General features: G+C 71.0%; 21 protein-coding genes. 7 read left to right on the top strand and 14 right to left on the bottom strand.

The annotated features are described in order from the left end of the window. Positions 1–9: 9 nt before the first annotated feature. The 6 genes from hydA to LZ604_RS29460 form a co-directional block, all read right to left on the bottom strand. Entirely contained in the window at positions 10–1,449 is a 1,440-nt protein-coding gene (gene hydA / locus LZ604_RS29485; RefSeq protein WP_234518827.1) for a dihydropyrimidinase, read from the bottom strand. Positions 1,450–1,579: 130 nt separating this feature from the next. Continuing rightward, positions 1,580–2,422, bottom strand: a complete 843-nt coding sequence (locus tag LZ604_RS29480) for a nitrilase-related carbon-nitrogen hydrolase (RefSeq protein WP_234518826.1) — start codon at positions 2,420–2,422, stop codon at positions 1,580–1,582. 148 nt (positions 2,423–2,570) lie between these two features. Continuing rightward, entirely contained in the window at positions 2,571–4,130 is a 1,560-nt protein-coding gene (locus tag LZ604_RS29475; RefSeq protein ID WP_234518824.1) for a PucR family transcriptional regulator, read from the bottom strand. A gap of 74 nt (positions 4,131–4,204) precedes the next feature. Next, a complete protein-coding gene (locus tag LZ604_RS29470) occupies positions 4,205–5,488 on the bottom strand; it encodes an aspartate aminotransferase family protein (RefSeq protein WP_234518823.1) in 1,284 nt (427 codons plus the stop codon). After that, the gene (locus tag LZ604_RS29465) at positions 5,485–6,327 is read right to left on the bottom strand and encodes a nitrilase-related carbon-nitrogen hydrolase (protein ID WP_234518821.1); all 843 of its coding nucleotides are present in this window, start codon (positions 6,325–6,327) and stop codon (positions 5,485–5,487) included. Before LZ604_RS29465 ends, LZ604_RS29470 begins: the two co-directional genes overlap by 4 nt. A 186-nt stretch (positions 6,328–6,513) precedes the next feature. Next, entirely contained in the window at positions 6,514–8,199 is a 1,686-nt protein-coding gene (locus LZ604_RS29460) for a hypothetical protein (protein WP_234518819.1), read from the bottom strand. 450 nt (positions 8,200–8,649) lie between these two features. Between LZ604_RS29460 and LZ604_RS29455 the strand changes: the two genes are divergently transcribed. Beyond that, complete coding sequence (locus LZ604_RS29455; RefSeq protein WP_267971982.1) at positions 8,650–11,355, top strand: ATP-dependent Clp protease ATP-binding subunit; 2,706 nt, start codon at positions 8,650–8,652, stop codon at positions 11,353–11,355. Between the two features lie 12 nt (positions 11,356–11,367). Here LZ604_RS29455 and ggt read toward each other — a convergent pair whose 3' ends face one another. Next, a complete protein-coding gene (gene ggt / locus LZ604_RS29450) occupies positions 11,368–13,164 on the bottom strand; it encodes a gamma-glutamyltransferase (RefSeq protein ID WP_234518817.1) in 1,797 nt (598 codons plus the stop codon). A gap of 104 nt (positions 13,165–13,268) precedes the next feature. On the opposite strand from ggt, the gene LZ604_RS29445 reads away from it, so the two are divergent. Both LZ604_RS29445 and LZ604_RS29440 read left to right on the top strand, forming a co-directional pair. Next, complete coding sequence (locus LZ604_RS29445; RefSeq protein ID WP_234518815.1) at positions 13,269–14,024, top strand: hypothetical protein; 756 nt, start codon at positions 13,269–13,271, stop codon at positions 14,022–14,024. 114 nt (positions 14,025–14,138) lie between these two features. Beyond that, on the top strand, positions 14,139–15,719 hold the full coding sequence (locus LZ604_RS29440) for an alpha/beta fold hydrolase (protein ID WP_234518813.1): 1,581 nt from the start codon (positions 14,139–14,141) through the stop codon (positions 15,717–15,719). Positions 15,720–15,880: 161 nt separating this feature from the next. On the opposite strand, the gene LZ604_RS29435 is transcribed toward LZ604_RS29440, so the two are convergent. The 5 genes from LZ604_RS29435 to LZ604_RS29415 all read right to left on the bottom strand — a co-directional run bounded on the left by LZ604_RS29435 (position 15,881) and on the right by LZ604_RS29415 (position 20,189). Beyond that, the gene (locus LZ604_RS29435) at positions 15,881–16,321 is read right to left on the bottom strand and encodes a DUF6278 family protein (protein ID WP_234518811.1); all 441 of its coding nucleotides are present in this window, start codon (positions 16,319–16,321) and stop codon (positions 15,881–15,883) included. An 80-nt stretch (positions 16,322–16,401) separates the two neighbouring features. After that, a complete protein-coding gene (locus LZ604_RS29430; RefSeq protein ID WP_234518809.1) occupies positions 16,402–17,181 on the bottom strand; it encodes an exodeoxyribonuclease III in 780 nt (259 codons plus the stop codon). 138 nt (positions 17,182–17,319) lie between these two features. Further along, a complete protein-coding gene (locus tag LZ604_RS29425; RefSeq protein ID WP_234518808.1) occupies positions 17,320–17,955 on the bottom strand; it encodes an MBL fold metallo-hydrolase in 636 nt (211 codons plus the stop codon). A gap of 72 nt (positions 17,956–18,027) precedes the next feature. Beyond that, the gene (gene pcaDC, locus LZ604_RS29420; protein WP_234518807.1) at positions 18,028–19,326 is read right to left on the bottom strand and encodes a bifunctional 3-oxoadipate enol-lactonase/4-carboxymuconolactone decarboxylase PcaDC; all 1,299 of its coding nucleotides are present in this window, start codon (positions 19,324–19,326) and stop codon (positions 18,028–18,030) included. Between the two features lie 32 nt (positions 19,327–19,358). Next, the gene (locus tag LZ604_RS29415; protein WP_234518806.1) at positions 19,359–20,189 is read right to left on the bottom strand and encodes a transposase; all 831 of its coding nucleotides are present in this window, start codon (positions 20,187–20,189) and stop codon (positions 19,359–19,361) included. Between the two features lie 653 nt (positions 20,190–20,842). On the opposite strand from LZ604_RS29415, the gene LZ604_RS29410 reads away from it, so the two are divergent. Together LZ604_RS29410 and LZ604_RS29405 are read left to right on the top strand one after the other, a co-directional pair. Beyond that, the gene (locus LZ604_RS29410; RefSeq protein ID WP_234518805.1) at positions 20,843–21,031 is read left to right on the top strand and encodes a hypothetical protein; all 189 of its coding nucleotides are present in this window, start codon (positions 20,843–20,845) and stop codon (positions 21,029–21,031) included. Between the two features lie 814 nt (positions 21,032–21,845). Further along, entirely contained in the window at positions 21,846–22,151 is a 306-nt protein-coding gene (locus LZ604_RS29405) for a hypothetical protein (RefSeq protein WP_234518804.1), read from the top strand. Between the two features lie 370 nt (positions 22,152–22,521). Here LZ604_RS29405 and LZ604_RS35845 read toward each other — a convergent pair whose 3' ends face one another. Both LZ604_RS35845 and LZ604_RS29400 read right to left on the bottom strand, forming a co-directional pair. Further along, the gene (locus LZ604_RS35845) at positions 22,522–22,650 is read right to left on the bottom strand and encodes a hypothetical protein (RefSeq protein WP_263232865.1); all 129 of its coding nucleotides are present in this window, start codon (positions 22,648–22,650) and stop codon (positions 22,522–22,524) included. Beyond that, positions 22,647–23,786, bottom strand: coding sequence for a PucR family transcriptional regulator (locus LZ604_RS29400; RefSeq protein WP_234518803.1), 1,140 nt, complete (start codon positions 23,784–23,786; stop codon positions 22,647–22,649). Before LZ604_RS29400 ends, LZ604_RS35845 begins: the two co-directional genes overlap by 4 nt. Positions 23,787–23,873: 87 nt before the next feature. Between LZ604_RS29400 and LZ604_RS29395 the strand changes: the two genes are divergently transcribed. Next, positions 23,874–24,929, top strand: a complete 1,056-nt coding sequence (locus tag LZ604_RS29395; RefSeq protein ID WP_234518802.1) for a ferredoxin reductase — start codon at positions 23,874–23,876, stop codon at positions 24,927–24,929. A 7-nt stretch (positions 24,930–24,936) separates the two neighbouring features. Continuing rightward, positions 24,937–26,055: a fatty acid desaturase family protein gene (locus LZ604_RS29390; protein WP_234518801.1), complete on the top strand. Its 1,119-nt coding sequence runs from the start codon at positions 24,937–24,939 to the stop codon at positions 26,053–26,055. The last annotated feature ends 73 nt before the right edge of the window (positions 26,056–26,128 follow it).

Raw genomic sequence — 26,128 nt, 5'->3', positions numbered from 1 at the left:
GCGCCACTCCTAGTTGAGGTACTGGCAGGTGGAGCGGGGGGTGTAGACGCCATGTCCGGCGTGCCCGGTGAACTCCCGCTCGGTGATGACGGGTTCACCGCGCGACAGGACGGTCTCGACCCGGCCGGTCGTGCGCCTGCCCTCATAGGCCGAGTAGTCGACGTTCATGTGGTGGGTCTCGGCGGACATGACCTGCTCGGCGTGCGGGTCGTAGATGACGACGTCGGCGTCCGCACCCGGGGCGATGGTGCCCTTCTTCGGATAGAGGCCGAACATCCGGGCCGGGGTGGCACAGGCGATCTCGATCCAGCGGCGGCGCGAGATGTGCCCGTCGACGACGGCCTGGTGCAGCAGGTCCATGCGGTTCTCCACGCCCGGGAGACCGTTGGGGATCTTGGAGAAGTCGCCCCGGCCCAGCTCCTTCTGTCCCACGAAGCAGAAGGGGCAGTGGTCGGTCGAGACCACCTGGAGGTCGTTGGTGCGCAAGCCCCTCCACAGGGCCGCCTGGTGCTCCTTGGGCCGCAGGGGCGTCGAGCACACGTACTTGGCGCCCTCGAAGTCCGGCTCGGCGAGGTTGTCGGTGGACAGGAACAGGTACTGGGGGCAGGTCTCGCCGAAGACGTTGAGCCCCTCGTCGCGCGCCCGGGCCAGCTCGGCCACCGCCTCCTGTGCCGAGACGTGCACGACGTACAGGGGCGCTCCCGCGACCTGGGCGAGCTTGATGGCGCGATGGGTGGCCTCGGCCTCCAGCAGCGCCTTGCGGACCTCGCCGTGGTAGCGGGGGTCGGTCTCGCCGCGGGCCAGCGCCTGCTCGACCAGCACGTCGATCGCGATGCCGTTCTCGGCGTGCATCATGATCAGTCCGCCGTTCTCGGCGGAGCGCTGCATGGCGCGCAGGATCCGGCCGTCGTCGCTGTAGAACACGCCGGGGTACGCCATGAACTGTTTGAAGGAGGTGACGCCCTCCTCGACCAGCAGGTCCATCTCCTTCAGTGTCTCCGCGTTGACATCGGAGACGATCATGTGGAAGGCGTAGTCGATGGCGCAGTTGCCCTCGGCCTTGGCGTGCCACGCGTCCAGGCCCTCCCGCAGGGTGTGGCCGACGCTCTGCACCGCGAAGTCGACGATCGTCGTCGTTCCGCCCCAGGCGGCGGCCCGCGTGCCGGTCTCGAAGGTGTCGGAGGCGTAGGTGCCGCCGAAGGGCAGCTCCATGTGGGTGTGGGCGTCGACGCCGCCCGGGATCACGTACTTGCCGGTGGCGTCGATGGTCCTCCCCCACCCTTCGGGCGGGGGTGCCCCCATCTCGCTTCGCTCGGCGGTGAAGGCCGCGGCGGCCGGGGTGCCGGACGCGGCGAGGGCGGCGATGCGGCCGTCCTCGATCAGGACGTCGGCGTGGATCTCGTCGGACGCGGTGATGACGAGGCCACCGCGGATGACGGTACGAGTCATGCTCACCCTCCGGGCGTTGACGGCGGTCGTGAGGAGTGCGGGTTGTCTGTGGTGGGGGGCGCCCACACGGCCCGGTCGCGTGCCGGACCGCTGACCCGCGCCCCTTTCGGGGCGCGGGCGGCTCCGCCCGTCACGGAGCGGTCAGCGGCCTGTACGCGCCCGGGGCGCGGTCGCGGTAGAACTGCCAGCGGTCGCGCACCTCCCGCAGCTTCGCCAGGTCGAGATCGCGCACGACCAGCTCGGTCTCCTTGTCGCTCGCCACCTCGCCGACGAACTGCGCCTCCGGGTCCACGAAGTAGGAGGTGCCGTAGAAGTCGTTGTCGCCCAGTTCCTCGACGCCCACCCGGTTGATCGCGCCCACGAAGTACTCGTTGGCGACGGCCGCGGCCGGCTGCTCCAGCTGCCACAGATAGCCGGACAGCCCTCGGGAGGTCGCCGACGGGTTGAACACGATCTCCGCGCCCGCGAGGCCGAGGGCGCGCCAGCCCTCGGGGAAGTGGCGGTCGTAGCAGATGTAGACACCGATCCGTCCGGCCTTGGTGTCGAAGACGGGCCAGCCTGAGTTGCCGGGGCGGAAGTAGAACTTCTCCCAGAAACCCTTCACCTGCGGGATGTGGGTCTTGCGGTACTTGCCGAGGTACGAGCCGTCGGCGTCGATCACCGCCGCGGTGTTGTAGAGGACGCCGGGCTGCTCCTCCTCGTACATGGGCAGGACCAGCACGATGCCCAACTCCTTCGCCAGCGCCTGGAAGCGCTTGACGACCGGGCCGTCCGGGATCCGCTCGGCGTACTCGTAGAACGCGGGGTCCTGGACCTGGCAGAAGTACGGCCCGTAGAACAGCTCCTGGAAGCACAGGACCTCGGCGCCCTGAGCGGCCGCGTCGCGGACCGCCTGCTCGTGGACCTGGATCATCGATTCCTTGTCGCCTGTCCAGGCGGTCTGGAAGACGGCGGCACGGACCACTCTGCTCATCGGGACCTCCGGTCGCTCGGTGTGCGGCGAGCTTAGGAAGCCCGGCGGACCGGTTTGAGTGGCACCGTGTCACGTCTGCGGGCGCGCCGCGTTCCACGGTGTCACCCCGGCCCGTCCGGTGCGGTTTCCCGCTGGTTCCCATGGTGTCTCACCCTTGTTGGGCGTCGTGCGCGAGCAGCGCGATGTGCACGGAGGCGGCCTGTTCGAAGTCGTCCAGGTCGACCCCCAGGAGGGCCTGGATGGCCTCCAGGCGGCGGTACAGCGCGGGCCTGCTGACGTGGTGCAGCTGGGCGGTGCGGGACTTGTTGCGGCCGGTGGCGAGATAGGTCCGCAGCACGGGCAGCAGCTCCTGCTCGGCGTGGCGTCCGCACAGCAGGCCGTCCAGCTCCCGTTCGGCGAAGGACTGCACATGCGGGTCGTCACGCAACAGCCGGATCAGGCCGCGCAGATGGACGTCCTTGAGCCGTACGACGGCCGGCAGGTCCTGGGCGGCGGAGTGGGCGGCGACGGCGTCCGCCACGTGCCGGGCCTCCCGCAGCCCCGCGGGCACGTCCTCCCAGGCGGTGCGCGCGTCGGCGGCCGCGACCACGGTTCCGAGTGTGCCGGACTCGGTCCGCAGCCGGGCGGCGAAGTGTGCGGTCAGCGCCTCGGCGTCCTGGTCCCGGGCGAGGCTGAGCAGGATGGCGGTGGCCCCGTCGGCGAGGTCCGCGACGAGTCCGGACAGCCCCAGCAGACGCAGGACGCGGTCGAGTCCGGCCGGTTCGCCGTCGCGTACGACGAGAGGGACGAAGGTACGGCGGTTGACGGGCAACCCGGCCGCCCGGGCCCTCGGCAGCAGCTGACGGGCCGGTACGACTCCGGAGACCAGGTCGGTCAGCAGGCCCTGCGCGGACTGCTCCTCCCAGGAGTGCGCCGGCCCGCCGAGCATGCGGTGCAGCACGAGCGCCTCGGCGGCGCGTTCGGCGAGCAGGCGCCCGATGGGGCTGTCACCGCGGTAGCCGCACAGCACGATCCTGCCCCAGCGCTCGCCGCGTCCGCCCAGTTCGGCGCGGACCCAGCCGTCGCCCTCGCTGCCGCCGGCCTGCCGGGCGATGCGCTCCCAGTCCCGCAGCACGTCGTCGACCGCGGACCGCTCCCCCGCGGTGGCCAGCACCCGGTGGGCGAGGTTGGTGAGAACCACGGGACAGGCGGCGTGTACGGCGATCTCGTCGAGCAGCCGCTGGAGCGGGGCGCCCGCGGTGATGAGTCCCGTCAGGGCCGTACGGACCGACTCCGACAGGCTCACGGCCGCGAACTTGCGCCGCACCAGCCGGGACTGGACCTCCTCGGTCAGCTCCGCGAAGGGGAAGGGCCGGTGCAGGACCACCAGGGGCAGTCCGCAGCGCTCGGCGGCCCGGCGCATCACGTCCGGGGGCGTGGGGAAGGCTCGGCCGAGTCCGAGGACGACGGCCGCGGCCTCCGCGCGGTGCAGGGACCGGATGTACTCGGCCTGCTTCTCCACGTCGCCGGCGAGCAGCACCCCGGTGGTGAGGACCATCTCGCCGCCGCTGAGCATCACTCCGACGTCGGGTGCCTCGGCGACGTGCACCCAGCGCACCGGCCGGTCGAGATGCCCGGCGCCGGCCACCACCTCGGGCTCTCCGGCGAGCACCCGGTCCAGGGTGAGGACCTGGCGTACCGACAGGGCTGGTTCCAGGGCGGTGGACATGGCGGCGTTCCCTTGCTCAGGTCATCGGCTCGTCGACGGGGACACCTCGTGACGACGCTGTCGGAGGACGCGGGTCACCGGACGCTCCCGAGGGCGTGCTCGAGGATCGCGGCGCCCTCCTCCGCCTCCGGCGCGGTCAGCGTGAGCGGCGGGGCGATGCGCAGGACGCTGGTGTTGTGCCCGCCGCCCTTGCCGATCAGCAGTCCGCCCTCGCGGGCGGCCTCCAGCACGGCGGCCGCGGCCTCCGGGTCGGCCTCGTCCGTGCCGGGCCTGACCAGCTCGACGCCGATCATCAGGCCGCGTCCGCGCACCTCGCGGACGACCGGGAGCCGGGCGGTCGCCGCCCGCAGCCGCTCCAGGAGCGCTCCGCCCACCCGGCGGGCGTTGCCCTGGAGGTCGTGCTCCAGCAGATAGGTGAGGTTGGCGAGCCCTGCGACCATGGTGATCTGGGTGCCGCCGAACGTCGAAATGGAGTTCGCGTCCAGGCAGTTCATGATCTCCGCGCGGGCGACCACCCCGCCGATGGACATGCCGTTGCCGATGCCCTTGGCGAAGGTGAGGAGGTCCGGCGGGCCGCTCTGTCCATGGGCCTGCCAGCCCCAGAAGTGGTCACCGGTGCGGCCCCAGCCGGTCTGCACCTCGTCCGCGATCCACAGGATGCCGTGCTCCTCGAGCACCTCGCGGAAGGCCGCGTACAGCCCGTCCGGCGGCGAGGTGAAGCCGCCCACGCCCTGGATGGGCTCGGCGATCAGCGCGGCGGGCGGCCGGATGTGCCCGAGCAGGTCCTTCAGGTCCTCGACGCAGGCCGCGATGAAGTCCGCGTCGCTCAGGTGGGCGAACGGGCCGCGGGTGCGGACGCCCCCGTGGACGTAGAGGGTCCCCAGCGGTGACAGCGAGGTGGGGGACCAGCCGCGGTTGCCGGTGACGCCGACCGAGCTGAAGGAGCGGCCGTGGTAGCTGTTGCGCATCGCCAGGACCTGGTTGCTCCGCCGGTAGGTGGTCGCCAGCAACAGCGCGGTGTCATTGGCCTCGGTGCCGGATGTGGTGAAGAAGACCCGGGCGTCCGGGATGCCGCTCAACCGGGCGATACGCTCGGCCAGTTCCACCATCGGCCGGTTCAGGTAGAGGGTCGAGCTGTGGATGATCCGCCCGGCCTGCTCGCTCACCGCCTTGGTGACCTCGGGCAGGGCGTGCGCGGTCATGGTGGTGAGGATCCCGCCGAAGAAGTCCAGGTACTTCCTGCCGTCGGCGTCCCAGACGTGGCGGCCCTCGCCGTGGGTGATCTCCAGGGGGTCCTTGTAGTACAGCGCGAGCCAGTCGGGCAGGACGGCCCGGTGGCGGGCGTACAGGTCGGTCACGGCTTCACCAGTCCTTCGTACGCGTCGGGGCGGCGGTCGCGGTAGAACGCCCACAGCTGCCGCACTTCTTCGATGAGGTCGAAGTCGAGGTCCCGGACGACGAGCTCCTCCTCCTTGTCGCTGGCGAGCTCCCCCACGAACTGGCCGCGGGGGTCGACGAAGTAGCTCGTGCCGTAGAAGTCGTTGTCTCCGTACTCCTCGCGGCCCACGCGGTTGATCGCGGCGATGAAGTACTCGTTGGCGACGGCGGCCGCGGGCTGCTCCAGCTGCCAGAGGTAGCCCGACAGGCCGCGCGAGGTGGCGGACGGGTTGTACACCAACTGGGCACCGTTGAGACCGAGTTGCCGCCAGCCCTCCGGGAAGTGACGGTCGTAGCAGATGTACACGCCCACCTTGCCGACCGCGGTGTCGAAAACGGGCCAGCCGAGGTTGCCCGGCTTGAAGTAGTACTTCTCCCAGAAGCCGTTGACCTGAGGGATGTGGTGCTTGCGGTACTTGCCGAGGTACGAGCCGTCGGCGTCGATCACCGCCGCGGTGTTGAAGTAGAAGCCGGACTGCTCGAGCTCGAAGACGGGGACGACGATGACCATGCCGGTCTCACGGGCCAGCTCCCGCATCCGGGTGACGGTGGGTCCGTCGGGCACGGGCTCGGCCCAGCGGTAGTGCTCGGGCTCCTGGACCTGGCAGAAGTAGGGGGCGTTGAAGATCTCCTGGAAGCCGATGACCTGCGCGCCCTGCCGGGCCGCCTCGCGGGCGTGCGCCACATGCTTCTCGATCATGGATTCGGTGTCGCCGGTCCAGGTCGCCTGGACCAGTGCGGCGCGTACGACGTGGGCCATGATGCCGCTCCTTTGCCTCAAGTCCCGGTGAGGACGTCAGCGAGCCTCTACGCCCGTAGAAACAGGTGGTAGAGGCTCGAACGTAAGCCTCGCGGGAGGCCTTGCCAAGACCATCGTCGCCAACCCGCGGAGTCGATCACGTTTCGCACCCCTGCGGGTGAAGTGGTCGGATTGTCGACGGGCCGCTCAGATGGTGAATCCGGCGACTCTCAGGGCGTGGACGAGGTCCCAGTGCCGCTCGTCGGAGACACCCCGGGCCGCCTCGAGGAGGAGCGGCAGGAGCAGCCCCGGATCCGCCGCGACACTGCGGGCCGCTTCCTCGGGCGTACGCACGCGCACATACGCGTCGAGGAGAGCGCGGACCTCACGGTGCCGGCCGTCGGCGTTCAGGCCCAGCACGGCCTCGCCGATCTCGCCCGCGGGCCGTACCACGCCCTGGCGCAGTATCTGCTCCCCGTCCGCGGTGCGGCCCGCGGCGGTGAGTGCGTCCGCGGCGGCGACGAGGCGGTCGGCGGGCAGCGCGGCGGTCTCCCACAGGAGGGTGGCCCAGTCGGCGCCGAGGCCCGCGCGGTGCAGTTCGGCGGCGAGCGCGGGGTAGCGGGCGGCGGGCCAGTGGGCGGCCTCGGCGAGCAGGGCGTGGGCCTCGCCGCTGCGACCCTCGGCGCGCATCCGGACGAGCGCGGCGACGGTCTCCGCGATGATCCGCCGGCCCGCCTGGTCCAGGGCCTCCTCAGGTCGCTCCTCACGCACCGCCTCGGGGCCGGTGTCCCCGGCTCCGGCGAACCGGGCGCCGCGCGGGCCCCCGCGGCCGGGGGCGGGCGCGGAGGCGGGGGCGGGGGCGGGCACGGCGCCCGTGGAAGCCTCCTGGATGTCCATCATCCCGGCGAACCGGGCACTGCCGCGGGGGCGGCGCCTGGAGCGCTGCCTGGCCGAGGGCGCCGGGGCGGGGCCCGAGGGGGCCGGGCCCGGCGCGGCGGGATCCGCGGCTAGGGACTCCTGGCCCGCCGCTCGGGTGCGGAAGGCGGCCGGGGTGCCGGAAGCGGCATCGTGGGGCGGCACAACAGGGGCTTGCCGCCCGAACAGAGCGTGCTCCTCGACGGGTGCCTGCCGCTCGAACAGAGCGTGCTCCTCGACGGGTGCCTGCCGCTCGAACAGAGCGTGCTCCTCGACGGGGGCCTGCCGCTCGAACGGGGCGTGCTGTTCGAGCGGGCCGTGGGGCGCGGCAGGCGGGGCGTCCGGGCGGACGCCGGGCGGTGCCTCCGGGCCCGGGTCGGCCGTGCCGCCGGGGCGCTCGCCGGCCCCCGGACGCCAGGCCGGCCCGGGCGCTCCTAAAGACCGCGTGCCCTGCGCCGGCGGGCGCAGGGCACGGTGGTCGAGGGCCGCCATGCGGCGGCGGAGTTCCACGCAGCGGGCGGTGGCGCGTTCGTGGTCGTCCCGGGCCCAGGCCAGGTCGAGGCGGAGCGACTCGGCTTCCTCCCGGGTCGGGGCCGACTCCAGCCGGCGCACCAGCTCCGCCTGGCGCTCGGCCGCGTAGCGCTGTTCGCGGAGCATCACGTCGAGCCGGTCGACGAGGGAGTCGCGGCCGCCCGGCCGGGCGTCGTACGCGGCCATCGAGGCACCGTGCAGCGCCCGCGCCCGCTCGGCCTCCTGCGCGGCGCTCGCGGGCCCGTAGGCCGCGGCGAGGTCGTGCAGCAGCGCCTCCAAGACGTCCCAGGGAGGCACCTCCCGGCCGTCGAGGCAGGCCCGCATGCCGTCGGGATCGCGCTGCCAGAAGACTCCGCACCAGCCGCCGTCCTGGTCGAGCCGCGCCAGCAGCCCGTTCAGGTAGACCGCGAACTCCCGTACCTGCACCGGGAGTTGTTCCACATCCATTGCCCAGCTCCCGCCCGACTGGAGTACTCCGACCCATAGATAACACCAGTTGTGTTACGGGATGACTACGTGGAGTTTTCGGACCGGACGCAGGGCGCTCCGCATCCGGTGTCGGTCCCGGGGAGAGGCGCGGCCGGGACCCCGGCGCCCTCGGCCTCCTCCGCCGCGCCGTATCGCGACCGCCCCGGCCCTCACCAGGGCAACCGCCCGAGCCGCTGGCCTCGTTCATGCACTCCGCGGGCAGACGGTGTCCCCGGCGCCAAGCGCCGCGCCGCGGACGAGGTGAGCGGCGTTTCTGGACATGCCGCCGGAGTGCGTTCGTGCCATCGTGGGTCTACGAGCGCCGCGCGCGCCCCACAGGTGTAACCGGGCCCCGTCCGGGCACCCGGCACCGGCACGTCGATCAACGAGCGTGTCCCGGGCCCCGCCGGGACGCCGGAACGGATGGCCATGACCAGCGGCTTCAACGGTCCGCAGGGCTACGGCTCGGACCCCTTCCAAGAGTTCTTCCGACGCATCTTCGGCGGCGGACCGCGCCCCGGTCCGCGCCAGATCGACCTGGGACGGCTGCTGAGCGAGCCCGCCCGGCAGCTGGTCGCCGGCGCCGCGCGGTACGCCGTCGAGCACGGTGCCCGCGACCTCGACACCCAGCATCTGCTGCGCGCCGCACTCGCGGCGGAACCGACCCGGAGTCTGCTGAGCCGGGCCGGGGCGGACCCGGACACGCTGGCAACGGAGATCGACCAGCGCTCCGGGCCGGTCCAGCCCGTCTCCGAGGACGCTCCGCCCCCCGCCTCGCTCTCGCTGACCCCCGCCGTCAAGCGCGCCCTGCTGGACGCGCACGACCTGGCCCGGTCGACCGGCGCCGGCTACATCGGACCCGAGCATGTGCTCACCGCGCTGGCCGCGAACCCGGACTCCGCCGCCGGGCACATCCTGCATTCGGCGCACTTCGCACCGCCCTCCCTGCCGGCCGAGACGGCCGAGGCCGCCCCGGCGGCGCGACCGGAGCGGCCGCGCCCCGCCCCGACCCCCACCCTGGACAAGTACGGCCGTGATCTGACCGACCTCGCACGTCAGGGCCGCATCGACCCGGTGATCGGGCGGGACGAGGAGATCGAGCAGACCATCGAGGTGCTCTCCCGCCGCGGCAAGAACAACCCGGTGCTCATCGGCGACGCGGGCGTCGGCAAGACCGCCATCGTCGAGGGACTCGCCCAGCGCATCACCGACGGGGACGTGCCCGACGTCCTGCTCGGCCGCCGGGTCTTCGCCCTGGACCTGGCCGGGGTGGTCGCCGGTACCCGCTACCGCGGCGACTTCGAGGAGCGGCTCACCACCATCGTGGGCGAGATCCGCGCGCACTCCGAGGAGCTGATCGTCTTCATCGACGAGCTGCACACGGTCGTCGGAGCGGGCGGGGGCGGCACGGAAGGCGGGTCCATGGACGCGGGCAACATCCTCAAGCCCGCCCTGGCCCGCGGTGAGCTGCACATCGTGGGCGCCACCACGCTGGAGGAGTACCGCCGCATCGAGAAGGACGCGGCGCTGGCCCGCCGCTTCCAGCCCATCCTCGTGCCCGAACCGAGCGTCCCGGACGCGATCGAGATCCTGCGCGGGCTGCGCGACCGCTACGAGGCCCACCACCAGGTCCGCTACACCGACGAGGCGCTGGTCGCCGCCGTGGAGCTCTCGGACCGCTATCTCACCGACCGCCATCTGCCGGACAAGGCGATCGACCTGATCGACCAGGCCGGCGCCCGGGTGCGGCTGCGCGCCCGGACCAAGGGCACGGACGTACGGGCCATGGAGCGCGAGGTCGAGCAGCTGGCCCGGGACAAGGACCAGGCGGTGGCCGACGAGCAGTACGAGCAGGCCACCCGGTTGCGCGACCGCATAAACGAGCTGAAGGAGCGGATCGGGGAGGCCTCCGGGGAGACCGAGGCCGACGAGGGTCAGCACCTGGAGGTCACCGCGGAGGCCATCGCCGAAGTGGTCTCACGGCAGACCGGCGTCCCCGTCAGCCGGCTCACCGAGGAGGAGAAGGAGCGGCTGCTCGGGCTGGAGGAGCATCTGCACCAGCGGGTCATCGGGCAGGACGAGGCGGTCAGCGTGGTCGCCGACGCGGTGCTGCGCTCGCGCGCCGGCCTGTCCAGTCCCGACCGGCCGATCGGCAGTTTCCTCTTCCTCGGCCCGACGGGCGTCGGCAAGACGGAGCTGGCCCGCGCACTCGCCGAGGTGCTGTTCGGCAGCGAGGAGCGCATGGTGCGCCTCGACATGAGCGAGTACCAGGAGCGCCACACCGTCAGCCGCCTGGTGGGCGCCCCGCCCGGGTACGTCGGCCACGAGGAGGCCGGCCAGCTCACCGAGGTCGTACGGCGGCATCCGTACTCGCTGCTACTGCTCGACGAGGTGGAGAAGGCGCACCCGGACGTCTTCAACATCCTGCTTCAGGTCCTCGACGACGGCCGGCTCACCGACGCCCAGGGCCGGACCGTGGACTTCGCCAACACGGTCATCGTGATGACGAGCAACCTCGGCTCGGAGGCGATCACCCGGCGCGGCGCCGGCATCGGGTTCGGGGCGGGCGGCGCCGAGGCGGACGAGGAGGCGCGCAGGGAGCGGATCCTGCGCCCGCTGCGCCAGCACTTCCGGCCGGAGTTCCTCAACCGCATCGACGAGATCGTCGTGTTCCGGCAGCTCACCTCGGATCAACTGCGGCGCATCACCGACCTGATGCTCGACAAGACGCGGCGCCGGCTGCACGCCCAGGACATCGACGTCACGTTCGACGACGCGGCCGTCGACTGGCTGGCGCAGCGTGGGTTCCAGCCGGAGTACGGTGCCCGCCCGCTGCGCAGGACCATCCAGCGGGAGGTCGACAACCAGCTGTCCCGGCTGCTGCTGGACGGCCGTATCGAGCGGGGCGGCCGGGTCGAGGTGGGCGTCGAGGACGGGCAGTTGGCCTTCCGGGCCGAGCCGCCCGCCGCGAGGCGGGCGGAGACGGGCGCCGCTCCCGCGGGAGAGGGCGGGGACACCGCCACGGCGCCGGCTCCGGCCGCACCCACCGGCTCGGGCGAGGCCGCCGCACCGCCCGCCGTGCAGGGCGGCGAGACGGCCCGCCCGGAGGGGAACGGGGCCACCCGCCCGGAGTGAACCGCGTGGCCGTTACGGCGCCGGTTTCACCACCATCGCGGATCCACCGCCGCGCCGCACCTTCTCGGCGGCGGCAAGCCACCTGCCGTCGGGCAGCCGCTGCACGCCCGTGGCCGCGCCGATCTCCGGGTTCGGTTTGAAGGAGTGCCCGATCGCCTCGAGCCGGGCCTTCAGAGCGCTGTCGTAGAGGCCGGGTTCCAGTTCGGTCTGGGCCGCGTTGCGCTGGCTGGCACGCGGGGCGGCGATCGCGTCGACGAGCGGCAGGTGCCGGTCGAGGAAGCCGGTCAGGGTCTGCAGCACGGTGGTGATGATGGTCGCGCCGCCGGGTGAACCGAGGGCGACGACGGGCCGGCCGTGCTTGTCGAGCACGATCGTCGGCGAGATGGACGAACGAGGGCGCTTGCCCGGACCGGGCAGGTTCGGGTCGTGCACGGCCGGGTTGGCGGGCGTGAAGGAGAAGTCCGTCAGCTCGTTGTTGAGGAGGAAGCCGCGGCCCGGGACGGTGATGCCGCTGCCGCCGGTCTGCTCGATGGTCAGCGTGTAGGAGACGACGTTGCCCCACTTGTCCGCGACGGTCAGGTGCGTGGTGTTCTCGCCCTCGTACGTCGTCGGGGCCGCCGTTCCCCGGGCGCCGCAGGCCGCCGGGTGGCGCGGGTCGCCGGGCGCGAGCGGGCTGGTGAGCACCGCGTCGTCCTTGATCAGGCAGGCGCGGGAGTCGGCGTACCTCTGCGACAGCAGGTCCTTCGTCGGCACGTCCTCGAAGGCGGGGTCGCCGACCCAGCGCCCGCGGTCGGCGAAGGCGATGCGGCTCGCCTCGATGAAGTGGTGCAGGTACTGCACCTCGCTCGCCTTCGAGAGGTCGGTCCTCTCCAGGATGTTGAGCGCCTCGCCGACCGTGGTGCCGCCGGAGGAGGACGGGGCGATGGAGTAGACGTCGAGGCCGCGGTAGGAGGTCTTGGTGGGCGCCTGGAGTTCGGCCCGGTAGACCGCGAGGTCCTTGTCGGACAGCTTGCCGGGGCGGGCGTTCCAGCCCGAGGCCGGGTCCACCGGTGGCTTTTCGACGGTGGCGACGATGTCGTCGCCCAGATCGCCGTGGTAGATCGCGCCGATGCCCTTCCGGCCCAGTTCCGCGTAGGTGCGGGCGAGGTCGGGGTTCTTGAACGTGGAACCGACGGCGGGGAGCGCGCCGCCCGGCAGGAACAGCTTGGCCGTGTCCGGGAAGTAGCGGAAGCGGGCCTCGTTGGACGCGGTCTGCGAGCGGAACGTGTCGTCGACGGTGAAGCCGTCGCGCGCTATGCGCTCGGCCGGCCTCAGGACCGTGCCGAGCCGCTTCGTGCCCCACTCGTCCAGCGCTTTCTGCCAGGTGGCTGGGGTGCCCGGGGTGCCGACGCCCAGGCCGCTGCTGACCGCGTCGGCGAAGGGGAGCGCCTTGCCCTTCTCCACGAAGAGCCCCTCGTCCGCGGTGAGCGGGGCGGTCTCACGGCCGTCGATGGTGTGGACCGTGCGGGACTTGGCGTCGTAGTAGACGAAGTAGCCGCCTCCGCCGATGCCCGCAGAGTAGGGCTCGGTGACGCCCAGCGCGGCGGCCGTGGCGACGGCCGCGTCCACCGCGTTGCCGCCCTTCTTCAGGACCTCGATCCCGGCGGCGGAGGCGTCCGCGTCGACGCTCGCCACGGCCCCGCCGTAGCCCACGGCCACCGGGACCTTCTCCGGTGCCGGGGTGGACGACGGCGGTGCCGCCGCTCCCACCGACACCACGGCCGCCGAGACCGCCAGCACCGCCAGATTCCGCCGGACAGGACGTTGCATGCGTACCTCCAGTCGACTTCCTTCCACGCAGCGTAACCGCATTGCCATGGTCCCGTCAGTCCCATCGAACACCGGTTCACAGCGGCCCGCTACCATGCCCGGCCATGAACGACGACGTGCGCAATATCGCCCTGGGGGTGATCGCGGCCGGCATCAGCGCCGCGCTCGGCTGGCTCGCCCGGACGTATCTGTGGAAACGCAAACTCCGCCGCAAGCAGGCGTTCTTCGGGCTCCCGGACAACTCGGAGTCACTGCTGGTGGTCAACCGGGACGCGGGCGGCCCCGAGTTGACGGTGGTGCGCCAGGATGTGTTCGCACTGCTGGAGCTGTCCGCCCTCATCAAGGACTGCGGCGCCCACGCCCAGGTCGTCGCGCACGACGCAGCCCGGCAAGGATTCGGCGAGCGCACGGAGTTCTGCCTCGGCGGCCCGGCGTCGAACCGCCGGATGGCCGCCCATCTCCAGTCGCTTCTGCCGGGGATACGGGTGAACACCGACGCGGAACGCGGTCCGGAGCGCTGGGCGTTCGACATCGGGAGCGAGCGCCATCTGCTGGAGCCCGGCCGGTCCGAGCATGTGATCCTCGCCCGGCTCACGGCGGACCTGGGCCGCGGCGCACGCCCCGTCTTCCTCTTCTGCGGTCAGACCGCGATCACCAACCAGGCGGCTACCCGCTATCTCGCGCGCCACCACGAGCGGCTGGCCCGCAAGTACGGGAGCGGCTCCTTCGTCCTGCTGCTGAAGGTCGTCAACTCCCAGGCGTACGGACCGGACGTGGTCGAGCTGGTGGGAGACGTCACCCGGGCCGCGCAGGCTCCCGCGCCGGAGGAAGCCGCACACGACTCCTCCCGTCCCTCCTGATTCTGCTTACACATCAACTATCTTTACCCGCACGTAACTTACCGACGGGTTACCTACGGTATGGAGGCGAGGTTACCGTCAGGTCACTTTGCTCTGACATATGAGGAGTGACCCGTGGGAAACCACCGCAAGGCCCTGCGTACGACCGCCGTGGGTGCCGTCTCGGCGACGCTGATCGCCGGCAGCGCCCTCGGGCTCGCCCCGGCCGCCCAGGCGACGTCGAACGGCGTCCGCTTCGTCGACATCACGGGGGACGGCGGGACGGTGCTGAAGGGGAACGTCGTCACGCCCGCGGACGCCGACGGCACACGCCGTTATCCGCTCATCGTGCTCCCCACGAGCTGGGGCCTGCCGCAGGCCGAGTATCTCGTCCAGGCCCAGAAGCTCGCGGACACCGGCTATGTCGTCGTCACGTACAACGTGCGGGGGTTCTGGCAGTCCGGCGGCGAGATAGAAGTGGCGGGACCGCCCGACATAGCCGACGCCTCCAAGGTCATCGACTGGGCGCTCGCCAACACCCCGTCCGACGCCCGGCACATCGGCATGGCGGGCGTCTCCTACGGCGCCGGCATCAGCCTGCTGGCAGCCGCGCACGACAAGCGCATCAAGGCCGTCGCCTCGATGAGCGGCTGGTCGGACCTGGTCCACTCGATCTACTCGGGACGCACCCAGCACGTCCAGGCGGCCGCTCTGCTGAGGGGCGCGGCGACGGTCACCGGCCGCGAAAGCCCCGAGACCCGCCAGGCGTTCGACGACTTCTTCGCCGGCGACGTGGCCAAGGAGTCCGACCTCATCGCCTGGGGGAAGAAACGATCCGCCGAGACCTACCTCGACCAGCTCAACCGCAACGGCGCCGCGATCATGCTCGCCAACGCCTGGGGTGACACCGTCTTCCCGGCCAACTCCTACACGGACTTCTACGAGAAGCTCACGGTCCCGAAGAGACTGGAGCTGCGGCCGGGCGACCACGCCACGCCCGAGATCATCGGGCTGCTCGGGCTGCCCAACGACGTCTGGACCGACACCGAGCGATGGCTGGACCACTACCTGAAGGGCGAGGACAACGGGATCGACCGGGAGCAGCCGGTGCAGCTCAAGTCCCGCTCCAAGGGCGGCTACGGGGGCGGCTACGAGGGCTATCCGGACTGGAAGTCGGTGGCCGCGACCAGCAGGAAGATCGACCTCGCCGGCACCACCACGATCCATGCGAACGTCGACTCGGGGGCGGACGGCGGGATCGTCCTTCTCTCCAGCATCCTCGACCAGCTGATCCAGGTGCCGCCGGTGGCCTCCATCCCGCTGTTGCCGCGCCGATGGGCCGCCGTGTGGCAGTCGGAGAAATACGCCACCGCCCAGCACATCCGCGGCACGGCGAAGCTGCACACCACCGTCACCGGCACCAAGGAGAGCGGCACCCTCGTCGCGTACCTCTACGACGTGGGCCCGCTCGGCCTCGGCAAACTGGTCAGCAACGCGCCGTACAGCTGGTACGGGCAGACACCCGGCAAACCGTTCGGCGTCGACCTGGACCTGTTCTCCACCGCCTACGACGTCCCGGCCGGGCACCGGCTCGCGCTGGTCGTCGACACGGTCGACCCGCTCTACATCGAGCACAACCCGTCCGGCGCGCAGCTGACCTTCTCCTCCCCCGCGGAGGACCCGTCCTACGTGTCCATTCCGCTGCGCGAGCAGTGATCTTCGGCTGCCACCGGCCGGGCACACCCCGGTGAGCTGGTGCTTCCCTCCCCCTGCGGTCCCCGGGACCGTGGGGGGTGCCCCACGGCCGGCGTGACCGCGGGGACGAACGGCCCATCCTAGTACGAGGTTCCGGGTGGCGGACCCCCGGGGGACGGGGCCTAGATCTCCGACGCTTCGGCGTAGACGTGCGTCAGTTCGGGGGCGCCCGTGGAGGCCCAGGCGTGGCCCGCGTCGACCACGTCGATCTCGCGTCCGGAGGCCAGCCGTACCACGGGGTGACCGCTCGGCCAGACCGCCCAGCTCGCGCCCGGCACCGTACGCACGATCACCGTGCCCAGATACAGGCCCGCGTCGTTCCCCAGCCAGGGCAGGGTCTCCTCGTCGTCCCGCCAGCGCGGCACGACCTGGTCGAGCGCCTCCAACGACGCCGCCGAGTCGTCCAGTTCGACGCCCGCCTGCCCGGCCTGGGAGCGCAGCAGCTCACACTCGGAGAGGAGTTCGACGACGCTGCTCGGGTCGGGGTCACCGTCGGAGAACACCGCGACACCGCGGGCGGGGCCGCGTTTCTTGCGCCAGTTGCCCAGGAAGTGGATGTTCATACACCCAGCGTGTCACCAGCGCCACGGCGCGCACTACAGGGCGCGCGGACTCCGGCCACCCCTCCCCCGGCGCAGACGAGCTACGGCGCCAGGTCGACCACGACCGGCGCGTGGTCCGAGGCGCCCTTGCCCTTGCGCTCCTCCCGGTCCACGTATGCGTCCTTGACCGCCGTCGCGAACGGCTCGTTGCCGTACACCAGGTCGATGCGCATGCCGCGGTTCTTGGGGAAGCAGAGCTGGCGGTAGTCCCAGTAGGTGAAGGGGCGGTCGTACTTCAGCGGGCGCGGGACCACGTCCGTGAGACCGGTCTCACGCAGGGAGGTCAGGGCGGCCCGCTCGGCGGGGGTGACATGGGTCACACCCTCGAAGGCGGCGATGTCGTAGACGTCGTCGTCCGTCGGCGCGACGTTGTAGTCGCCCAGCACCGCAAACGGGCGGCTGCCCCCGGCGTCGCCCGCCACGGCCGCCTTCAGCGCCTCGAACCACTGCAGCTTGTACGCGTAGTGCGGGTGGTCCACCTCACGGCCGTTGGGCACGTACACCGACCAGACGCGGACCGGGCCGCAGGTCGCGGAGATCGCGCGGGGCTCCTGGAGGCCGTCGTAGCCGGGATCGCCCGGCAGGCCCTTGACCACGTCGTCGAGGCCGACGCGGGAGAGCACCGCCACGCCGTTCCACCGGCCGGTGGCGTGGACCGCCGCCTCATAGCCCAGCTCGCGCAGCTGGTCGTGGGGGAACTGGTCCTCGGCGACCTTGGCCTCCTGGAGGCAGAGCACGTCCGTGCCGCTGCTCTCCAGCCAGGCCAGGAGCCTCGGGAGACGGGCGGTGATCGAGTTCACGTTCCAGGTCGCGATGCGCATGCCTCACAACCTACCCGGCGGGTACGACAACCGGGTGGTGCGGTCGCGGGCCCGGCCGCGGGGAGGCGGTGGGCCCGGGCGCCGGGGCGGTGGCCGCACGATCGCGGCCACCGCCTCCCCTGCCGGGCCTCGCGGCCGTCAGACGTCCGCCGAGGCGCCCGGTGCCAGCCGCATGTGCTCCGCGCCGCCCAGCGCACCGATCTGGTGGTCGTAGATCGGGCGCGCGAGGTCCGTCAGCAGGGCGTCGTGGATGTCGTACGCACGCCGCGGCTTGACCTCGCGGACGTAGTCGATCACCTCGGAGATCTTGTTCCAGGGCGCCATCACCGGGAGCATCAGCGTCTCCACCGGGTGGTCGGGGACCGTGAGTGCGTCGCCCGGGTGGAAGACCTTGCCTCCGTCGATCAGATAGCCGACGTTCGTGATGCGCGGGATGTCCGGGTGGATCACCGCGTGCAGTTCGCCGTGGACCTGGACGTCGAAGCCCGCGGCCGTGAAGGTGTCGCCGTGGCCGACGGTGTGCACGCGGCCCGGGAACGCCGCCGAGATCTTCTCCGCCACGGAGGCGAGGGTCCAGATCTCGGCGCCCGGGTCGGACTCCATGGCGGTCCGCAGCCGCTCCTCGTTGAAGTGGTCGAGGTGCTCGTGCGTGACCAGGATGGCCTCGGCGCCGACCGCGGCGTCCTCCTCGCTGAAGGTGCCGGGATCGATGACGAGCCTGCGCCCGTCCTTCTCGAGCCGGATGCAGGCGTGCGACTTCTTCGTGAGCTTCATGGGCTCCATCCTGCCCCCGCCCGGACGCCCGGAGCCTCCTTCGGCATGGTGCTCTCACCACCCGGCTGACGTTCACTCCTGCGGGGTCGTCTCCTCGCGGATGACCTGCTGCGCCACCTTGAACGCGCTGTTCGCGGCCGGTACGCCGCAGTAGACCGCCGCCTGGAGCAGCACCTCCTTGATCTCGTCCGGGGTCAGTCCGTTGCGCAGGGCCGCCCGGGTGTGGGCGGCGAGTTCCTCCACATGGCCGCCCGCGACCAGCGCGGTGAGCGTGACACAGCTGCGGGCGCGCCGGTCCAGGCCCGGCCGGTCCCAGATCTCGCCCCACGCGTACCGGGTGACGAGGTCCTGGAAGTCCCCGGAGAAGTCGTCCGCCGAGGCCAGTGCCTGGTCGACGTGCGCGTCACCGAGCACCTCCCGGCGGATCTTGAGCCCCACGTCGTACGAGTCGCGCCTGCCCGCGGCCTCGGGCGCCACGACGGCCGGGGCGATCTCGGCCACCGGCGCCACGGGGCCGGGGGCGGCGAGCACCGGCTTGACGGGAGGCGCCACGATCGCCGCCATCTGGCCGGTCGTCGCGTCGAACGCGGGCTGCCAGGCGGTGGAGAAGTGATGGACCAGCAGATCGGTGACCGCCGCGGGCTGCTCCACGGGCACCAGATGGGAGGCGCCGGGGACGACCGCGAGCCGGGCGTCCGGGATCCCGGCGACCAGGGTGCGGGCCTCGGCGGGGCCGGTGACCTGATCCTCCGAGCCGACGAGGACCAGGGTCGGTACACCGATGCGGCCCAGTTCGGCCCGGACGTCGAAGGCTGCGAGCGCCTCGCAGGCCGCGATGTAGCAGCCGGGGTCGGTGGTGCGCACCATCTGCACGGCCCACTCGGTGATCGCCGGCTGAGCGGCGGCGAATCCTCCGGTGAACCAGCGCTCGGGGGACGTCCGGGCGATCGGGTCGAGCCCGTTCGTGCGGACGATCACGCCGCGCTGACGGAACTCGTCGGCCGTGCCGAAGCGGGGTGAGGCCGCGATCAGGATGAGCGAGGAGAGGCGCTCGGGGTGGCGCAGGGCCAGCTCGAGCCCCACGGCGCCGCCCAGCGCGCAGCCCGCGTAGCCGAAGCGCTGCACACCGAGCCCGTCCAGCGTGGCCAGCAGCCGGGTCGTGAGGTCGGCGACGGAACCCGCCGGGTGCGCGGGGGCGCCGCCGTGGCCCGGCAGGTCGAACCGGAAGACCCGCCATTGCCGGGCCAGCTCGGGAACCTGGCGGTCCCACATGTGCCATGTGGTACCCAGTGAGGGACCCAAGATCAGGACCGGAGCGTCTTCTGGCCCGTCAAAGCGGTATTGCAGGGTGTTCGGTGGTGTCTCACTCACGCCCCAGACCCTCTCACGTCTCACGACTGCCCCTATGACGAGGGTTGCGACTGCACAGGTCTGACCAGGTGGAAGACCTCCCGCGCCGCGTAGCGCTTGAGACTTCGGACCATCTCGCGCCGGGTCTTGCCCTCCTTGCTGCGGCGTTCGTAGTACTCCTGGGCACGTGGGTCGACGCGCAGGCGGGTCTGCACGATCCGGTGCAGGGCCGCGTTCGCTTGCCGGTCGCCGCCGCGGTTGAGGCGACGGTACTGCCGGCTACCCGAAGAACGCTCGACCGGGCTGACCCCGCACAGCGCCGCGAAGGACGCCCCACTGCCCAGGCGTTCCGGGTTGTCCCCCACCGTGATCAGCAAAGTGACGGCCGTGTCCGGACCGATGCCCACCACCTCGAGCAGCTGCGGAGCGTGGCGCTCCACCAGCCGGGGCAGGCGGCCTTCCAAGTCCTGGACCTCGTCGCTGAGCTGCCTGATGCGCCGGGCCAGGAGACCCAGGGTGACGTGGGTGGCATGGAGCACCGCCCCTTCATCGGCATCGTGGTTCAGGCTGTCGTCGACGAGCCCGGCGCAGGTGCGGAAGAGTTCTGCGTTGCCCAGCTCGGCAAGTTCCTCTCTCAGCTGCGGATCGGCACGGATGAGGACAGCCCTGAGTTGGTTGATCGCCTGCGTGCGGGCCTTGACCGCCGAGTCCTCGGCCAGTTTGTACATCCGGGCGATCTCCACCGGTCCGTCGCCTGCCTTGGCCTGGGCACGCGCTCGCCCGCTCAGCACCGCCCGGGCCGCGTTCTCGGCATCGAGCGGGTCGGACTTGCCGCGCCGACGGCGGTCGGCCCGGTCGAACCGATTGACATCGAAAACGTCCACGCCCTGGGCCAGCAGGTAGCGGACAGGGCAGCCCCGAAGGAACCGGTACCTTCCACTCCGGCCCGGCGCACCGTACCCGACGCCCTGGCCCACCCCAGCAGGTCTCGGTATCCAGCCGCGGTGGCCGGGAACTCCTCGGTGCCGATCACTTCCCCCACCAGGGAGAGCACAGCGGCCACATGGGCATCCCGGTAGCGGCCACATGGGCATCCCGGTGCGTGTCCACTCCCAGGACCACATCCCCCGCCGGCCGACGCCGACGAGAACGCGAAGCGGAGGACGTGCCGATCATGCTCATTCCCCCTCCAGCCCAACGGCTCATCGCCTAGCCGGCACCGGGCCGCGGGGACGGTCAGAATCGTGATGGCGCCTGTCCGGCAAGCCCCTATCGAGACACGCCCGCTCAGTCCGAAACCAGCAACGCACCGTACCCCGGCTGGTGGTCGACACAGTGTGAGCAGGACACCCCGGTCAGACACCTCAGGAGTCAGACCCCGCCGCAGAACAGCACCCAACCTACAGTTCTCGGTCTAACCGGCTTCCAGCCACGTCAGCCCGCTCGTTCGAGCGAATTGACTCGAACCGCCCGTCGCCGACGAGCAAGACTGGCACCATGCCGCCCTCGTACTTCACTTCGAGTCGAAGGCGGACCATTGGAACGGCAGGTCAATGAGCGGCAGCTCTCGGTGTTGCAGTGGGTGGGAGCCGGGTGCCCTGCTGGCGTATGGGAGACCACCTCCTACAAGACCACATGCCAGGCACTGCACAACCGGGGCCTGGTGACGGTCTCCCGGAAGAGCGGGCAGTGGAGCGTCGCCCTGACGAGCGCCGGTCGGCACTAGCGGAAGCCAGGAGGCCCTCCATTACAGCCTCGTGTGACGTTCACGGAGCAACTGTTGCAGGAGCTCGCGGAGGCCGGCGGCAGGATCGTCAAGAGCGGCAGCGGTCCCGGCTTGGAGAAGTGGCCGTCCCGCGTCGCCGCCGCACGCAGATCCGGAAGGATTGCGGAGACGAAGGAGCTGTACGGAAGCTGGTGCCATGGCGGGTACGAGATCAAGCTCGTCGATATCCCCGCCTGGCGCCTTGCCGTCCTCGACCCCGTCCCCGTGCCCTCGCGGCTCACTCGGCCGCACACCGTTATCCGGGCCATGCAGAACGAACGTCAGCCGCTCGGCCTGACCAAGCCCGTCCAAGGACGCGTTCTCCGACTCATCCAGGCACTGATCACCGCCGCCGAGGCCGAAGGACACACCTGGGCGCCCGGGCACACCGGCTTCGCACCCCCGTCTCATCGCCGCCGCAGGGCACATCCTCACTTCACCATCACCGCACAGGGCCAGCCAGTGGGGTTTCTTGTCCTCCAGGAACAGGACCGGCCGAGCACGTCGCCACCGAGAAGGAACTCGCCGAGGCCGAGAAGCACTCCTGGGTCAGAGTCCCCCGCTTCGACTACACCCCGTCCGAACGCCTCAGCATCATCCTCAGCGGCGCCAGCCACACCGGGCGAGCGAATGGGCCGACGCTCCCGGCCGCGCCCTCGAAGAGCAGCTCGCCGAGATCGCACAGGAGGTCACACTTCGCGGCGAAGCCGCCGAACGCAGACGCCAGGACGAGGCCGAAGCGGCACGCCAGAAGCGCATCCGCTGGGAAGCCGCCATGGAACAAGCCCGCATCCGGTACGCGGAGGCGTACCGCGTCAGGCACCTAGAAGCTCAGGAAGCGGCATGGCGCCACGCCACCCGACTGACCCAATACGTGAGCACCGTACGCACGCGAGTCGAGGACATGCCTCCGGGCCAGGCCAGAACCGACGCCGAGGAATGGATCAGCTGGGCAGCGCCCACCGTTGAACGCCTCGACCCATTGAACACACCGCCCCGGCTGCCCGATATTCCCAAGCCACAAGCCGACGACCTGAAACCCTTCCTCGGGCACTGGAGCCCTTACGGCCCCACCTACTGAACGCCCGCACCGCACATTGTGCGCCCACAACCGCAGTTCAGGAGCTCTTCGCGACCGGTTCAATCGCGGCACACCGACCTGGTGGGTCATCGGAAAGATGTCGACCTGAGCGGTCTTCGGAAAACCCGAGGTCAGATCCCATTTCGTGGCCCATCGCCATGCATGTGGGTGTCCAGGGAGTCAAACGGGCGTCACGGCCGACAGTCCGCCCTTTCAACCCGGTCGCTCCAGCCTTCGCCAACACCCTGCTCGACGCGACCGGCGTCCTCCTCGGCCAACTCCCACTCAGTCGCGACCGGGTGTGGCTGGTCGTGCGAGACGCGGGCCTGACGGATCGGCAGGTGGGCGACTCCTGGTGGAACGCTCCCTGTCAGCCGACCTGCTGCACCTTGATCGCGTCGCTCACCCGAACCGTCCCGGCTGCAAGGACGTCCAGGTAGACACCGAGCATGATGCCGGGATCCGCCGGGAGTTCGTGGACGGTCGAAGTACGCGTCAACTGGCCCGAAGACCGACCGCCAGCGTCAGTTCAAGGACCCGGTGTGGCGATGCGAGATCCGGAAACAGCTCCCGCAGCTGCGACATCCTGTACCGGACTGTCTGGGGATGGACGAACAACGCCGCCGCCACCTCGTCCCGCCTGCCCTGGTGCAGCAGCCACGCCCGCAACGTCTCCTCCAGCCGCCGTGCGGTCGCGTCAGGCAAGGTCCGCAACGGTGCGAGGGCTCGGGCACGCAGGTCTGCGAACGCGTCCACGTCGGCGCTCAGCACCAGCTCGGGCAGGTGGTCCTCGGTGTCGCGAATATCAGAGGAGAGGGAGCGCGCGCGTACGGCTCGTGCGTACGAGGCCGACGCACGAGTCCATGGCCGGGCCGGGCCGACCACGGCGGTGCGGTCGGTCAGCTGCCGCAAGAGATGTGATCGGTCGGCATCGGGGACGAGCAGCACACCGGTGGCGTCCGGCAGATCGTCGAGGACGAGGGTGCTCGGGTCGAGCGCGCGGTAGGCAGGCCGGGCCTGGGCGGCGGGCAGCAGGACCGCCGTCAGCGAATCCGGAGGCTGCCATCCGGCCCGTTGAGCAGAGGCCAGCAGCACGTCCGGGCTCACGCCGGCGAGGAGGTCGCGGGCCAGGTGTTCCAGGTGGCGCTCGTGGGCCCTGCCCCGGGCGGCCAGTTCGTCGGCGTGGCCCGCGGCGCTCGCGGCGGAGAGCTCGTCGATGTAGGCGAAGGTCAGCTCGGCGAACTTGGCGACCTCGGCGGCGGGCAGACCTGCGGGCACGGCACCTGCTGCCAGGCATCGCCAGGCCACGCGGGCGCCGACGCGGTAGGCGCTGAGCAGGGCGTCCATCGAACGGCCGTCGCGCACCTCGCCGCGGCCCAGCTCGTAGGCGGCGTCGCTGGCGTCGCCGCCTGTGGCGTTCCCGCTCGCGAGGTCCAGGTAGTGCCCCAGGGCGGTGCGGACGGCTCGGCGGATGGTGCCGCCCATGCTGCCCGAAAGGGCGTTGGCGTAGGAAGGGACCTCGTCGATGATCGCCTGGACGACCTCGTCGGCGGTGGTCCTCAGCGCGGCCCGAAGTGCGGTGACCGTCGTCTCGTCCAGGGCCAGTTCGCTGGCCCTCCGGATTGCATGGCTCACGTCTTTGTTCCCTGCGAACAATTCAACCGACCAGATTCACGTCCTGCGGTCAGGACTTTACGCCCTGAGGCGCAGCAAGCTGGAGTCATGATGAGTGCGGCCCTCCGCGGCAGGGCGTGGAAACTGCTGGAGATGGTCACGACGCCGCTGCTGCCGTCGGACTACCTCGACCTGGTCAGCCCGCTGCGTGCGGGCGCCGATCTGCGGGGGCGCATCGAGGCCGTGCACCTCGAGACGGGTGACGCCGCGACCATCGTGATCAGACCGGGTCGGGGCTGGCGCGGCCACAGGGCCGGTCAGTACGTGCGGATCGGGGTCGACGTCGACGGGGTGCGCCTGTGGCGTGCCTACTCCCTCACCTCGCCGACGAACCGGCCGGACGGCCGCGTCACGATCACCGTGAAGGCGATCCCGGACGGCAAGGTCAGCAACCACCTGGTCCGCAGGGCGAAGCCGGGCACGCTGATCCAGCTCGATCAGCCGACCGGTGACTTCGTGCTGCCGCAGGCCACGCCCGCCAAGGTGCTCTACCTGACGGCCGGCAGCGGCATCACACCCGTGATGGGCATGCTGCGCGACACCGAGTTCGACGACGTCGTCATGGTCCACAGTGCGCCACGGCCGCAAGATGTGATCTTCCGCAACGAGCTGCACGACCTGGTCGCGGTCAAGAAGCTGCGGCTCACCGAGGTGCACACCGACACGGACGGCATGCTCGACCTCTCCCGTCTCGACGAACTCGTGCCCGACTGGGCCGGGCGCGAGACCTGGGCTTGCGGGCCCGCTGGCCTGCTCGACGCCGCCGAAGAGCACTGGAGCGAGCACGGCGTACCGGAGCGCCTGCACACCGAACGCTTCCGCCCCAGCATCGTCGTCGCCGGCGACGGCGGCGAGGTCACGTTCAGCGCCACCGGCAAGACCGTCGACGCGGACGGCGCCACGCCGTTGCTGGACATCGGCGAGGAGGCCGGCGTACTCATGCCCTCCGGGTGCCGCATGGGCATCTGCTTCGGCTGCATCACGCCGCTCAAGGCGGGCGCCGTCCGCGACCTGCGCACCGGCGAGATCACCGAGGCCGAGCCGGGCGTCCTCATCCAGACCTGCGTGTCCGCCGCGGCGGGCCCCTGCGACATCGAACGGTAGGAGCACCTTGACCGCCATCGACCCCACCGCCCACCTGACCGCGGAGCAGATCGAGGAGCTCGGCCGCGAGCTGGACGCGATCCGCGACGAGGTGATCGCCGGCCGCGGCGAGAAAGACGCCGCCTACATCCGTAAGGTCATCTCGGCGCAGCGCAAGCTCGAGCTGGTCAGCAGGGGCGTGCTGCTGTTCTCGATCTTCCCGCCCGCGTGGCTGCTCGGGACCGCCGGACTGTCCGTGGCGAAGATCATGGAGAACATGGAGATCGGCCACAACATCCTGCACGGCCAGTGGGACTGGATGCGCGACCCGAAGATCCACTCCACCACCTGGGAGTGGGATCACGTCTCGCCGGCCGACCAGTGGAAGCACTCCCACAACGAGCTGCACCACACGTACACCAACGTGATCGGCAAGGACAACGACCTCGGCTACGGCATCATGCGCGTCGACGAGGACCAGAAGTGGCACCCGTTCCACCTCGGCCAGCCGCTGTGGAACTTCATCAACGCCTGCTTCTTCGAGTACGGCATCGCAGCTTACGACCTGGAGCTCGGCAAGAACCTGCACAAGCGGCGCTACAAGAACCCGGAGTTCCGCGCGCGGGCCAAGGCCGTGGGCCGCAAGATCCGCAAGCAGGTGCTCAAGGACTACGTGCTCCACCCGATGCTGTCGGGCCCCTCCTTCCTCACCACGCTCGCCGCCACGTTCACCGCGAACCTGGTCCGCAACATCTGGTCCCACTCGGTGATCATGTGCGGACACTTCCCCGAGGGCGTACAGGTCTTCGAGCGCCGGTCGATCAAGGACGAGACGCGCGGCCAGTGGTACCTGCGCCAGATGATGGGCTCGGCGAACATCAGCGGCGGCAGGGCCATGCACTTCATGACCGGCAACCTGTCGCACCAGATCGAGCACCACCTGTTCCCGGACCTGCCGAGCAACCGGTACGCCGAGGTCGCGGTGAAGGTGCGCGCGCTGTTCGAGAAGTACGAGCTGGAGTACGTCACCGGACCGCTGCCCAAACAGGTGTTCTCCGCGTGGCGCAAGGTCTTCGGGCTCTCGCTGCCGAACAAGAAGCCCGAGGTCAAGACGCCGGACCGTGAGCAGGAGCTCGTCGCCGCCTGATTGTTACAAGCACCTGGCTCACGAACCCGAGGTCAGGCGCTCTTGTCCGCAGGGCTCCAGAATCGCCACGCAC

Source organism: Streptomyces glomeratus (genome assembly GCF_021462825.1).
GTDB lineage: Bacteria > Actinomycetota > Actinomycetes > Streptomycetales > Streptomycetaceae > Streptomyces > Streptomyces glomeratus.
Note: the sequence above shows the minus strand (reverse complement) of the source record. Positions and strands in the feature narration are given on the sequence as shown.

Coding starts and splice junctions, on each gene's coding strand:
- hydA (WP_234518827.1), bottom strand. CDS start 1,449: ATGACTCGTACCGTCATCCGCGGTGGCCTCGTCATCACCGCGTCCGAC.
- LZ604_RS29480 (WP_234518826.1), bottom strand. CDS start 2,422: ATGAGCAGAGTGGTCCGTGCCGCCGTCTTCCAGACCGCCTGGACAGGC.
- LZ604_RS29475 (WP_234518824.1), bottom strand. CDS start 4,130: ATGTCCACCGCCCTGGAACCAGCCCTGTCGGTACGCCAGGTCCTCACC.
- LZ604_RS29465 (WP_234518821.1), bottom strand. CDS start 6,327: ATGGCCCACGTCGTACGCGCCGCACTGGTCCAGGCGACCTGGACCGGC.
- LZ604_RS29460 (WP_234518819.1), bottom strand. CDS start 8,199: ATGGATGTGGAACAACTCCCGGTGCAGGTACGGGAGTTCGCGGTCTAC.
- LZ604_RS29455 (WP_267971982.1), top strand. CDS start 8,650: ATGACCAGCGGCTTCAACGGTCCGCAGGGCTACGGCTCGGACCCCTTC.
- ggt (WP_234518817.1), bottom strand. CDS start 13,164: ATGCAACGTCCTGTCCGGCGGAATCTGGCGGTGCTGGCGGTCTCGGCG.
- LZ604_RS29445 (WP_234518815.1), top strand. CDS start 13,269: ATGAACGACGACGTGCGCAATATCGCCCTGGGGGTGATCGCGGCCGGC.
- LZ604_RS29435 (WP_234518811.1), bottom strand. CDS start 16,321: ATGAACATCCACTTCCTGGGCAACTGGCGCAAGAAACGCGGCCCCGCC.
- LZ604_RS29430 (WP_234518809.1), bottom strand. CDS start 17,181: ATGCGCATCGCGACCTGGAACGTGAACTCGATCACCGCCCGTCTCCCG.
- LZ604_RS29425 (WP_234518808.1), bottom strand. CDS start 17,955: ATGAAGCTCACGAAGAAGTCGCACGCCTGCATCCGGCTCGAGAAGGAC.
- LZ604_RS29405 (WP_234518804.1), top strand. CDS start 21,846: ATGGAACAAGCCCGCATCCGGTACGCGGAGGCGTACCGCGTCAGGCAC.
- LZ604_RS29395 (WP_234518802.1), top strand. CDS start 23,874: ATGATGAGTGCGGCCCTCCGCGGCAGGGCGTGGAAACTGCTGGAGATG.